Raw genomic sequence first — 12,306 nt, 5'->3', positions numbered from 1 at the left:
GCGAGACGCACGACATGAGCCAACGCCTTAAAAACCTCTCATTCACGCGAACTGCGTTGCCGCTTTTTCTTGCCGCATCGCTCAACGGCTGCGTGAGCGATGCCGGTCTGCACACGAACGTCGAGCCGCTCAAACCTTCCGCCGATTCGCTTGCGCGCACCGTCGGCCCAGGCGCGAACGGCGCATGGCCCGCGCCCGATTGGGTCAAACGCTACAACGATCCGCAGCTGAACGAGCTCGCCGCCGAAGCGTTGCAGAACAATCCCGATCTGCAGATCGCCAAGGCGCGAGTCGGCGGGGCGCAGGCGCAACTGGAACAGTTCGCGTCGCTGACTGGCTTGACCGGCACGGCGGTCGCATCGGTCAGCAAAACCCGCTTGCCGCAGCCGGACAATGTGGCCGACGTGTCGGTCGGCGGCCAGCAGATTCCGGTGCAGTTGTTCAACGATTCGACGGTGTCGCCGTCCGCGGTGATCGCCGGTTTGAGTTATCAACTCGATCTGTGGGGCAAGAATGCCGCGCTGACACGCAGCCTGCTATCCACGCGCGACGCCGCTCGCATCGACGCGGAACAGGCGCGTCTCACGCTGACAGTCGCCTTGGTGACGCTCTACTGCGAACTCGACCGCGCGTTCGCGATGCAGGAAATCCTGTTGCAAAAGCAACAGGCCGCGGACCACGTCGACGCCGTGCTGCGCGAGCGGGGCGCGCGCGGGATCGACAACGCGTACGACGCAGCCGATGCCTCGCTCAAACGTAGCCGCCTCGCGTCGCAGCAGGCGCTCAACGACGAGCGTATCCAGTTGACCGAGTTGCAGATCGGCGTGCTGACGGGGCGCGGTCCGGAGCGCGGCTTGTCGTTGCGCCGTCCGCGACTTGCCGCGACGGCTGACAGTCCGTTGCCCGCGCAACTGCCGGTCGATCTGCTAGGCCGTCGTCCCGATATCGTCGCGGCACGGTTGCGGGCCGAAGCGGCGCTCGCCAATACCGACGCGACACGCGCGCAGTTTTATCCCGATGTGAATCTGGTGGCGTTTGCCGGGCTGACTGCGTTGACGCCCGCCGCGCTATTCTCGCGCGCCGCGCTGACCGGTTCGGTGGGGCCGGCCATTTCGCTGCCGATCTTCGACAGAACGCGGTTGCGCGCGCAACTTGGTGGCGACTACGCCAATGTGGACGCGGCCGTTGGCCTCTACAACAAGACCATCGACCAGGCGCTCGGCGAGGTCGCCCAGCAGCTCACCTCGCTGCGCACCGTCGACACGCTCGCGCTCGAACAGGCGCGCGCGGTGGACGCGGCCTCGCGCATCGTCGCGATTGCCGAGGAGCGACACCGGCGCGGTATCGGCATGCAGAAGGACGTGACGCTCGCGGATCTGTCGCTGCTCGACGAGCGCGCGCAGCAGGTCGATCTGCAAGGCCGCCGCCGCTTGCTGCAAGTGGCGCTGGTCGGCGCGCTCGGCGGCGGTTTTGACGAACGCAACGTGGCCGGCGCACCGATCGCGCACTCGCAGCCGGCCTTTTTCTCCCACGCACGCATCATGGACACGCACTTCGATTGAATGCACAACGATAAACAGGCACAGCATGCCGCCGGCTGGACCCAGGAACAGCCCGACGCGGCCAGCATGGCGGACCATGCGGACCTGCTGCACGACCGCAAACGTGTGGCACGGCGGCGCCGTTTCGCCATTTTCTTCGGCGTGGTGGCGCTTGTCGGCGCGGCGTGGCTCACGTACTGGGGATTGAGCGCGCGCTTCTACGAGGAGACCGATGACGCCTACGTGGCCGGCAACATCGTGCAGATCGCGGCGCAAATACCGGGTACCGTCACGGATATTCTGGTGGACAACACGCGCCAGGTGCGTGCCGGTCAGCCGCTCGTCAAGCTCGACGACACCGAGGCCGCCGCCGCGTTCGCGCAGGCTCGCGCACAACTGACGCTGGCCGTGCGCCAGGTGGCGAACGCCACGATCTCGCGCAAGCTGTACTTGCAATCCATCGACGCGCGCCGCGCCGAACTCGCTTTGGCGCAACGCGCGCTGGCGGCGCGCGACCATGCGTCGGTGGAAGTCGTGTCGCCGGAAGAACTGGCGCGCGCCAAAGAGACGGTGGCGGTCGCTCAGGCGAATCTCGCGTCGGCGCAGGTTCAACTCGACGCCGCGCGCGCGTTAAGCGGCAAATTCCCGATCGAATCGAGTCCGACGGTGTTGCAGGCCGCCGCGCAATTGCGGCTCGCGTACCGCAATTTTCAGCGCACGACGGTGGTGTCGCCGGTGGACGGCACGGTCGGCCAGCGTTCGGTGCAGATCGGGCAGCAGGTTGGGCCGGGGCTCGCGTTGATGTCGATCATTCCGCTCGAACGTTTGTGGGTCGAGGCCAACTTCAAGGAAGGGCAGATTCGCAGCATGCGGGTGGGGCAGCCGGTGCGTATCGTGTCGGATGTGTATGGCTCGCAAGTGGTGTATCGCGGCCATGTGGAAGGTTTTTCGGCGGGTACGGGTAGCGCGTTTTCGATGTTGCCGTCGCAGAACGCGGCCGGCAACTGGATCAAGGTCGTGCAGCGCGTGCCGATTGTGATTTCGCTGGATGCGGCGGAACTGGCCGCGCATCCGTTGCGGCTGGGTTTGTCGATGCAGGTGTCGGTGGATACGCACCAGCGCGGCGGTCATCTGATCGGCAACGACACACCGGCGGCGACACAGACGACCCGCGTGCACGACAACGTGTCGCGCGATGCCGACGCATTGATCGCGCGAATCGTCAGGGAGAACAGCGACCGCGGTGGCTCAGTCGATTAGTTAGCGGTCGGCGCCGGATAAGTAGGTTTCAACGCTCAAGCCGAAGGTCGTGTTTTTGTTGAGGCTCTGTGTCGGCGCAGTCAGCACTGTTCTGGCGCGCTGAAACGCGTTAGCGAAGCCGCGCAGTTCCTGCGTGACCGGACGATCGTCGAGCCGACGGCGCAGCAATGCTTGCGCGATGCGGCATTCGATCAACGCGAGTTGACTGTCGATATAGTCGAGACACCACTCACGGCAGCGCACTGACGCGCCGGCTACGGCCAACAGCGCCGGCACGATCGAAATCGTCAGAGAGCCCCCGACGGGAATGCGAGCCAACGCGGTGGGCGATTCGAACAGATCTTGACGCAGCGATTCGAATACGGCGCGACCCCACATCGTCTTTTCCTGTTCGAGCGCGTGGCGGCGACGCGCCAACGCGTTTTGAGCGCTCGCGTCTTCGATTCGGCCCTCGGCAACCAGCAGCGTCGCGTCGGCGCGGGGTCCTTCCTGAATGCAATCGGCGCCGAGATAGAGCGCGCTTTGATTGCGCCCAGCCAGCACCAGATGTTGCAGCGTGTCCGGCACGAGCGGATCGAGCGGGACCACTTCGCACGTGACGGGTTTGCCCTTCAGGTGGATGCCGCAGCGTCCGTCGTCTTCGAGCGCGGGGCAGCGTGCGAGAGACGGGTAGTCGTAGCCCTGCGTGACGATGCTGAAGGTATCGCCGGCACCATGCAGAAACGTATCCGCTAGCGAAGCAAACGCGGCGGCATCCGCTTCGTCGAGGACGCTTTCGTGCCGACCCGCACGCAGCCGTTCGCCAGGCCGCTTGCGCGGCACGCGGCCAATCGCCAGACAGCCGACGAACAGATCGCGATGCCGGAACAACTCGGGCAACGTCATCGCCGGTGGCGTATTGCAGCATTTGCCGCACGCCGAGCACGCGAAGGAGAAGGTGTTTACCACGGCCGGCGCACCGAGTCCTGATAGCGCGTCAGGATGAAATGCGCGACGTCGGTCGAGTGATACGCGGCGACCAGTTGCGAAACCCACGGCAGCGCGCGGTCGGCGTCGCGCACGGTCAGCACGTTCGCGTACGGCGAGCGCGCGTCTTCGATGCCGAGACCGTCGCGTGCCGGATAGAGACCCGCGCGCGCGGCGTCGTCGCTATCGATCACGGCGAAGGCCACGCTATTCAACGTATCGAACAGGTGCGCTCGCGGCACGCGACGAATCTTCAGATTCAGCCGGTTGCTGGTGATATCGCTGAGCCTGGCATGCAGGCCGGCGCTGTCCCTGAAGGTCAGCAGCGTGAAGTTCTGCAGCAGGATCAGGGCGCGCGAGGTGCCGTCGGCGTCGTCGGGAATGGCGATCGTCGCGCCGCGTAGCAACTGCCCGAGGTTGGTCAGCGTACGCGAATACAGCGCGATCGGAAACGTCACGGTCGTCGTGACGCGGGTCAGCGGATAGTCGTGCTGTTTGCGTTGCGCGTCGAGACTCGGACCGCTTTCGAAACTCGCCGCATCGATCTGTTTCGCGGCGAGCGCCGCGTCGATGCGCTCGGGTCGATCGAATACAACGACGTCGAGCGTCAGTCCCTGGCTGGCTGCAACTTGGCGTACTTCATTCATGATTTGTGCCTGTGCACCGGGAATCACGCCGATCCTGACGACCTGCGATTCTGCGGCTTCCGCGCGCGGAAGCAAAAATGCCGCGCCCAGCAGCAGCGCGGTTGTAAATTTAAGGAGCTTCATGACGCGTCCCTCGACACAGTGCGAAAGCCGATATGCGAGGCCGGCAAATCCGCCTCCTGCTGTTCACGCGATGCCGCCCGATAGCGCACGCAATAGTCGCGCGAGCACAGGAACGAGCCGCCTTTGATCACCATCGGCGTATCGTGCTTGCGACCCAGCGGCGCGACCGCGGCCGTATCGCCGTTGGTGTGCGATTGGTGCGGACCCGTGTAGACGTCACGGGTCCATTCCCATGCGTTGCCGATCATGTCGTAGAGCCTGAAATCGTTAGCGGCATAGCAGCCGACTGGCGCGAGTCCGACGTGGCCGTCTTCATTCGTGTTCAATACGGGAAACACGCCTTGCCAGTAGTTCGCGCTCGGCTTGCCGTGTTCGTCGCGCGGCGCGGTGTCGAGATCCGCGCCTTCGTGTCCGGCTTTGCCCGCGAATTCCCATTCGGCTTCGGTCGGCAGATCGCGGCCGAGCCAACGTGCGTAGGCGAGCGCGTCGGCTTGCGTGACCATCGTGACGGGCTGGTTCAGGCGGCCGTCGAGCGTGCTGCCGGGCCCGCTCGGATGATTCCACGCCGCGCCCTTCACCCACGTCCACCACGCCAGATCGCGCGCATTCATCTCGTCGCGCGTCGGCGTGTGAAACACCACGGCGCCGCCCTGGCGTTCCGAATCGCTGACATAGCCCGTTGCTTTGACGAAGGCGGCGAACTGCGCATTCGTCACGTCGGTCTGATCGATCCAGAAACCGGCAACGTGTGTTTTGCCGTCGCCGGCAGGGCGCTCGTCTTCGTAGCCGAGTTTGCTGCCGAACACGAAGTCGCCGCCACGCAGATGCACCATGCCGGCTCGCGGATCGTCGCGCCAGCGCGCGGGCAATCCGCCGTAGCGCTCGCATTGCGATTCGGAGCCGAGTGAGACCAGCGGGCGCGAGCGATTGAGGTCGTCGAACGCGCCCGCCTTGCCGTTGCCGAATGCCGCCGAAGCGGCCATGGCAGCGGTAAAAGCGGCGGCAAACGCGGCCACGGCAATCGCGGCGTATGTGCCGTAAAGCGCCGTGGCGCGCTTCAACCTGAAACGTACTGTCATGGCGCGCTCGTTACTCAATAGTAGCCACGCGGGCGCAACGGCTCGACCCCGCCGACGCTGCTCATATAGCTGTTCCATTGCTGGATGAGACCATCGATTACCGACGGATTCTGCGTCGACACGTCCTGCGTTTCGCCGCGGTCGGCGCTCATGTCAAACAGTTGCCAGTGACCGTCCACGGGACCGAGCGGCGGCTCCGTCCAGAGTGCTTTCCAGCGGCCGTCGGCGCTGCGCAGATAGCCGCGCCCGTACGCTTCGTCGCCGAACGACGCGCTGTGTACGGCCGCCGTGGTTTGATCGTTCAGCAGCGGCAGCAGCGACTGCCCGGTGATCGGATACACATAGCGATTGTTGTAGACCACCTTGCCCTTGTTCTGATCGACGCCGGTGAGCGTGTTGATCAGCGGCGGCGCGGCTTGCGTGGGCGGCGGAATCTGCGCGACGGCGAGGAACGTGGCGGTGTTATCGGTCACGTGCGTGAAATCGCGCAGCGTCGGTTTTTGCGTCGTCTGGCCTGGCAGATGCACGACCAACGGCGTGGACACGCCGCCTTCGCCCGAATAGCCCTTGGTCAGCCGGAACGGTGTCGCGCTCACTTCGGCCCAACGCAAACCGTATTGCAGACGTTGCGCGTTCTGCTGGCCGTTGTCGGTGCCGAGTTGCGAGTAGACCGGGTCGGCGGCATTGGCGGTGTCGGTGGCGGTCGGGTCGGCGCCGGAGTCGATCGGCCAGCCTTCGGCGCCATTGTCCGACTGGAACATGATGAAGGTGTTGTCGTACTCGCCAATGTCCTTCAGATGCTGGATCAGCAGGCCGATGTTGTGATCGAGGTTCTCGACCATGCCCGCGTAGATTTCCATGTAGCGCGCCTGCGCTTTCTTCTCGGCCGGCGAGAGGCTCGCCCACGTTTTGTTCACCGTGCCCGGGCCGTAGTCGGTATAGCCTTGTACCGCGCTATGCACCGCGCTCACGTACTTCGCGTTGACCGTGCCGTTGTTCGGCGTGGCCGCGCTCGCCACGAGCGTTTCCGACGCGCCGCCGTACGGCACGAAGTCGTTCGGAATGATGCCAAGCGCTTTTTGCCGCGCAATGCGCGCGTTGCGGATCACGTCGTAGCCCGCGTCGTATTGGCCGACGTAGTTGTGCAGATAGGGATCGGGCACCTGCAACGGCCAATGCGGCGACGTATAAGCCGCGTAGGCGAAGAACGGCTTACCGTCGCCCTTGTTTGAATCGATGTACGAGATCAGGCGTTGCGTGTAGAAGTCGGTCGAGTAGAACACGGCGGGGCTGCCGCCCGCACCGCCCGGTTGTCCGGGTTGGCCCGGCTGCACGTACTTGCCGTCTTCGGTGTAGTTCTGCGAGTTCGCCAGTTCGTGCGCGAAGTGATTGGTCGCGGCGCCGCCGAGCAGCGCATAGCTGTGCTCGAAGCCCCATTGATCCGGCGTCTGGCCGCCGCCAGTCGCGCTGCCGACAATGCCGGAACCGATGTGCCATTTACCGGCCATATACGTGTGATAGCCGCCGTCCTTCAGCAGTTGTGCAACCGACAACGCGCGGTCGTTCAGATAACCCTCGTAGCCGGGCAGCCCTTTGCGTTCATCGGTTGGCACGCCCATGGTGCCTTCGCCGACCAGATGGTGATCGGTGCCGGAGATCAGCATGGAGCGCGTGATCGCGCAGACCGTGCCGGTGTGATGATTGGTCAGAATGCGGCCCGATTGCACCAGTGCATCGAGGTTCGGCGTGTTGATTTCGCCGCCGAATGCGTGGATATCGGAGTAGCCGAGATCGTCGGCCATGATGTACAGAATGTTCGGGCGCTTCTGCGCGACGACGGGGGGAGTCGCGCCGCCGGGCAGGTTGTTGTCGCCGCATGAAGCAAGGACGACGAGGCTGGCGACGGCTGCGCCGATGATGCCGAGACGCAGAACAGGGCGTTGCGATCGATGTGTTGTCATTGTTGTGGTGACCGGATATATGTCGGGTCGCCGATGTTAGCAATGACGTCAGGACGGCCAAAGATCGATTTCTGCGTTGCTATGTTCGATTGCCGATATAGGTGTTGCAGCGAAATAGTGGGTATGGCGCGTACGGTGTTTTCGCGTGTATTAACTTTTGTTAGTTACCGGGATCGAGCACGGGCTTGTCCGGATCCGCGAGCGTTTTATACGGCAGTTGCGCAGCATTCGGGTTGCTAGTCGTGTCGTCGATCACGCGCTCGACGTCCGCGGTTTTGCCGAGTTCGGTGAGAAAGGCCTGCTTGTCGAAGCCGGGTGCGACGCAACCTTGCACGTAGATGAAGCGGCGTTGCAGCGTGAGCCACAACGTCGACTGTTCGCGCCAGTGGGTCGCGTAGTTGATATTGCTGAGGCGCCGCTGCACGGCGTCGGCAATTTCCGTGTCGTAGAGGTAACCGTTCGATAAACGGCAGCGTCCCTCGATCCAGCAACTATTGCCGCGCTCGATCCGGTAATGACTGTCGTCGAGCCATTCCTGCTCGGTTTCGAGCGGACCTAACGGCGCCGGGCAATGATCGATGGCTTTGGAAATCTGAAAGTACGGATCGTGACCGCGATTGACGCGGACGGGTTCCGCATGGGCGTGCATGGTTGCGGCAAAGAACATCACACTGGCGAGCCGCACTGCGATTCGACGTGTCATTCTCATACGTTCACCTCTTCGTGCGCCGGTTCTCGACCGCGAACTTGATCAACTCCGCCTGTCCTTCGATATCGAGCTTGCGCTTCAGATTCAGCCGATGCGTCTCCACCGTTCGCACGGATAGATCGTTGCGCTGCGCGATCTGTTTGCTCGACAGGCCTTCCGCGAGCGCGTCGAGAATATCGCGCTCGCGCGGCGTGAGCCGTTCAACCGGCGACTGGTTGGCCGACGCCTGAATCAAACGCGCACCGAGCCCCGCGCTGAAAAACTGCTTGCCGTCGAGCACCACGCCGATCGCCTGAATGATCTCGGTGGCCGGTGAATCCTTGAGCACGTAGCCGCTGGCGCCCGCGCGCACGGCTTGCGTCACGTATTCGAGGTTGTCGTGCATGGACAGCATCAGCACGCGAATCGCCGGAAAGCGCTCATGAAACATGCCCGCCAGCGCGATGCCGTTCATGCCGTTCATGCCCACGTCCATCAGCACGAGATGAGGCGTGGCGTCGGCGGCGAGCGCGAGTGCTTCCTGCGCGTTGCCGGCTTCGCCGACCACTTCGAAATTGCCGCCCGCTTCGAGCCGGGCGCGCAAACCGTCGCGCACCAGCGGATGATCGTCGACGAGCAATAAGCGGGCGATAGCGGATGAGGAGTCGGTCATGACGTGATTAACTTTCCTGCAAGTCGGGCGCGTGACGCACCGGTGTGTCGAGCGGCACGCGCGCGGTCACGAGCGTATGGCCGGTTTGCGAACTGAGCGACAGCTTGCCGCCCAACGCTTCCAGCCGTTCGCGCATATTACGCAAACCCACGCCCGAGCGTCGGCCGACGAAGGCATAGGCGGTGTCGAAACCGCGTCCATTGTCGGCGATCGTCAGCGTGACGGCGTCGTGCGAGACTTCCAGCGTGAGCGCCGCGCTCGACGCTTGCGCGTGGCGCACGATATTCGTCAGCGCTTCCTGGGCAATCCGGAACAGCACAGTGTTGACCGCGTCCGGCAACACTGCGGCGTGGGTGTGCATGATCTGCGTGAAGCCGATCTCGATCGCCGACTGCTCGCCGAGCTCGCGCGTGAGTTGCTCCAACGCGGCGGCGACGCCGAGGTCGTCGAGCATCGACGGACGCAGCGCATGCGAAATGCGCCGCACTTCGCGCAAGGTATCGCCGAGTCGCGTCAAGCTGGTGGTGAGCGCGGCCTCCGCGGCGGGCACCCGCACTTCGCTGCGTTCGAAGCGCGCCAGCGCGGATTCGAGCAGCAGCTTCACGGACACCATCATCTGACTAATGCCGTCGTGCAATTCACGCGACAGGCGCGCCCGTTCGTTTTCCTGCGACTCGACCACCTGTTGCGCGAGCCGCTTCAGTTTCGCGTCGGCGCTGCGGTATTCGGTGACGTTGAGCACGAGCGCGCATAGCGCGATCACCGCGAGTCCGGCCATCGCGATCGCATCGATCCATTTCATCGTACGATCGATATTCGCCGCCGCGCGCGCGTCGATATCCGCGAGCGCCGCATCCACGTCGTCGAGGTAGATGCCGGTGCCGATCATCCATCCCCAGCGTTCGAGCGGCACCACGTAGCCGAGTTTCGATGCGAGCTTGCCGGTGGACGGCCGATGCCACACGTAGCGCACATAGCCGCCGCCTCGCGCGGACGCCGCGAGCAGTTGCTGGATGGTCAGAATGCCCTGCGGATCGCGCAGTTCCCACAGATCACGCCCAACGAGATCGGGTTCGCGCGGATGCATCAACGAGCGGCCGTGCGTGTCGTAGACGAAGAAGTAGCCGTCCTTGCCGTAGTCCATTTTTCGCAGCACGTCGAGCGCGCGGGTGCGCAGCATCGCGTCGTCGCGCGCATTTTCCTGGCCGGCGTTATACAGCGGCGCGATCGCCGTGGAGGCGAGCTCGACGTAGTGCTTGAGTTCGAGTTGCTTGCTGGCCAGATAGGCGGCCTGCGTGGTCGCGTGCTGCGACTCGGCAAGCGCCATGGCTTCCTGGCGCACGCCGATTTCGATGCTGGCGATAGCGGCCAGAAAGGGCACGATGGCCAGCAGAACAAGCTTCGCTTTGAGTTTCATTGTTGAAAAGACCGCAACGCACTGTGCGAGTCCGGCTACGTAGTATTACGTAGCCGGCGTACGTAGTCGCGCGCTTGTGAGGACGCTGACGAAGGCGAATACTACATCCCCGCGGCGAGCGGCGGCTCGCGGGCTGCCGCGCCGGCTGCAAACTCCGGGTTTGCCGTCTAATATCAGGTAACCGGTTTCCGCGTGCCGGGCCACGAGTCGTGGCGCGCGGTTTCAATAATAGACTTAGGAGAAGTGTGTGGAGACCTCCCCAACCGCCGGCCGTTCATGGCTCTGGCTCATTCTGCTGATCCCGTATATCGCGTTGTTATGGCTGCCGTTCTATAACGACACACGTCCGTCGTTCGCGGGCTTTCCGTTCTTCTACTGGTATCAGTTCTTGTGGGTGCCGTTGACCTCGCTCCTGATTTACGTCGTGTATCGAGGTGTCAAATGAGCGATGTGAACCCCGTGAATCCGGTTGCGATGACCGTCTTTATCGCATTCTTCGTGCTCGTCACCGTGATCGGCTTTTTCGCCGCGCGCTGGAAGCGTGGCGACCTGACCCAATTGCACGAATGGGGTCTCGGCGGCCGCCAGTTCGGCACGGTGATTTCGTGGTTCCTCGTGGGCGGCGACTTCTATACCGCCTATACGGTGATCGCGGTGCCCGCGCTGGTTTATTCGGTGGGCGCATATGGCTTCTTTGCGTTGCCATACACCATCATCGTTTATCCGTTCGTGTTCGCGGTGATGCCGAAGCTGTGGAAAATCGCGCATGCGAAGAACCACATCACGGCGGCGGATTACGTGCAGGGCGAATACGGCGGCAAGTGGTTTCCGGCTGCAATTGCGATCACCGGTATCGTCGCGACCATGCCGTATATCGCACTGCAACTGGTGGGCATGCAGGTCGTGATCAAGGGGCTCGGCGTGACCGGCGAAATGCCGTTGATCGTCGCCTTCGTGATTCTGGCGCTCTACACGTATGCAAGCGGCCTGCGGGCGCCGGCCATGATCGCGTTCGTCAAGGACATCATGATCTATATCGTCGTGATCGCGGCGGTGTGGCTGATTCCGGCGAAGCTCGGCGGCTATGCGCATGTGTTCGACGCGGCCGATACCTACTTCAAGGCCAAGGGCGGCGCGACCGGCATTATCCTGAAGCCGACGCAGTTCACCGCTTATGCTTCGCTCGCGTTGGGCTCGGCGCTGGCGGCGTTCATGTATCCGCATACGATGACGGCGGTGCTGTCGTCCGCGTCGGCGAAGACGGTGCGCAAGAACGCGATTTTCCTGCCGGCGTACACGCTGTTGCTTGGCTTGATCGCGCTGCTCGGCTATATGGCGATTGCGGCAGGCGTGCATGTGAAGTCGGCGTCGGACATGGTGCCGGCGTTGTTCAACTCGATCTTCCCGTCGTGGTTCGTGGGCTTCGCGGCGGCGGCGATTGCGATCAGCGCGCTGGTGCCGGCTGCGATCATGTCGATCGGCGCGGCCAATCTGTTCACGCGCAATTTGTGGCGTCCGCTGGTGTCGCCGAATATCTCGCCTGAGGGCGAGGCGTCCACGGCGAAGATCGTGTCGCTGGTCGTGAAGTTCGGCGCGCTGCTGTTCATCGTGTTCCTGCCGACGCAGTACGCGATCGATCTGCAACTGCTGGGCGGCGTGTGGATTCTGCAGATTTTCCCGGCTATCGTGTTCTCGCTGTACACGCGCCGGTTGAATACGCCGGGTCTGTTCCTCGGCTGGCTGGTGGGCATTGTGATCGGGACGAGCCTTGCGATCATTCAAGGGCTCAAGCCGGTGTACGCGCTGCATCTGGGCGATGCGGTCTATCCGGTGTATATCGGTCTGATCGCGCTGACGGCGAATATCGTCGTGAGCTTTGTGGTGTCGGTCGTGTCGCCGCGCAGGGTGGTGGCGGCTGCCTGATTGGTCGTTGTTAAAGGCGTCGGCAGGC

11 protein-coding genes are annotated in these 12,306 nt (G+C 63.5%); 4 read left to right on the top strand and 7 right to left on the bottom strand.

The features are described from left to right. The first annotated feature begins 14 nt into the window (after positions 1–14). Both HWY05_RS05110 and HWY05_RS05105 read left to right on the top strand, forming a co-directional pair. Positions 15–1,562, top strand: a complete 1,548-nt coding sequence (locus HWY05_RS05110; protein ID WP_176057593.1) for an efflux transporter outer membrane subunit — start codon at positions 15–17, stop codon at positions 1,560–1,562. Positions 1,563–1,628: 66 nt separating this feature from the next. Continuing rightward, on the top strand, positions 1,629–2,801 hold the full coding sequence (locus tag HWY05_RS05105; protein WP_244146531.1) for an HlyD family efflux transporter periplasmic adaptor subunit: 1,173 nt from the start codon (positions 1,629–1,631) through the stop codon (positions 2,799–2,801). Here HWY05_RS05105 and HWY05_RS05100 read toward each other — a convergent pair whose 3' ends face one another. The 7 genes from HWY05_RS05100 to HWY05_RS05070 form a co-directional block, all read right to left on the bottom strand. Next, positions 2,802–3,749 (bottom strand): hypothetical protein, encoded by a 948-nt coding sequence (locus HWY05_RS05100; RefSeq protein ID WP_244146494.1) that lies wholly within the window; start codon positions 3,747–3,749, stop codon positions 2,802–2,804. It lies immediately after the preceding gene. Further along, complete coding sequence (locus HWY05_RS05095; RefSeq protein WP_176057591.1) at positions 3,743–4,537, bottom strand: MetQ/NlpA family lipoprotein; 795 nt, start codon at positions 4,535–4,537, stop codon at positions 3,743–3,745. Before HWY05_RS05095 ends, HWY05_RS05100 begins: the two co-directional genes overlap by 7 nt. Continuing rightward, the gene (locus HWY05_RS05090; protein WP_176057590.1) at positions 4,534–5,616 is read right to left on the bottom strand and encodes a formylglycine-generating enzyme family protein; all 1,083 of its coding nucleotides are present in this window, start codon (positions 5,614–5,616) and stop codon (positions 4,534–4,536) included. The genes HWY05_RS05095 and HWY05_RS05090 overlap by 4 nt, the downstream gene beginning before the upstream one ends. Positions 5,617–5,630: 14 nt before the next feature. Continuing rightward, positions 5,631–7,577 (bottom strand): arylsulfatase, encoded by a 1,947-nt coding sequence (locus HWY05_RS05085; protein WP_176057589.1) that lies wholly within the window; start codon positions 7,575–7,577, stop codon positions 5,631–5,633. Positions 7,578–7,737: 160 nt separating this feature from the next. Continuing rightward, positions 7,738–8,280: a hypothetical protein gene (locus tag HWY05_RS05080; protein ID WP_176057588.1), complete on the bottom strand. Its 543-nt coding sequence runs from the start codon at positions 8,278–8,280 to the stop codon at positions 7,738–7,740. A gap of 10 nt (positions 8,281–8,290) precedes the next feature. Then, positions 8,291–8,938: a response regulator transcription factor gene (locus HWY05_RS05075; protein ID WP_176057587.1), complete on the bottom strand. Its 648-nt coding sequence runs from the start codon at positions 8,936–8,938 to the stop codon at positions 8,291–8,293. A 7-nt stretch (positions 8,939–8,945) separates the two neighbouring features. Then, a complete protein-coding gene (locus HWY05_RS05070) occupies positions 8,946–10,355 on the bottom strand; it encodes a cache domain-containing protein (protein ID WP_176057586.1) in 1,410 nt (469 codons plus the stop codon). Between the two features lie 247 nt (positions 10,356–10,602). Here HWY05_RS05070 and HWY05_RS05065 point away from each other — a divergent pair, with 247 nt between their 5' ends. Together HWY05_RS05065 and HWY05_RS05060 are read left to right on the top strand one after the other, a co-directional pair. Further along, complete coding sequence (locus tag HWY05_RS05065) at positions 10,603–10,800, top strand: DUF3311 domain-containing protein (protein ID WP_035559097.1); 198 nt, start codon at positions 10,603–10,605, stop codon at positions 10,798–10,800. After that, a complete protein-coding gene (locus HWY05_RS05060; protein WP_176057585.1) occupies positions 10,797–12,278 on the top strand; it encodes a sodium:solute symporter in 1,482 nt (493 codons plus the stop codon). The genes HWY05_RS05065 and HWY05_RS05060 overlap by 4 nt, the downstream gene beginning before the upstream one ends. Positions 12,279–12,306: the final 28 nt, after the last annotated feature.

Origin of the sequence: Paraburkholderia sp. BCC1876 (assembly GCF_902833695.1) — a bacterium.
Taxonomy (GTDB): domain Bacteria; phylum Pseudomonadota; class Gammaproteobacteria; order Burkholderiales; family Burkholderiaceae; genus Paraburkholderia.
Note: the sequence above shows the minus strand (reverse complement) of the source record. Positions and strands in the feature narration are given on the sequence as shown.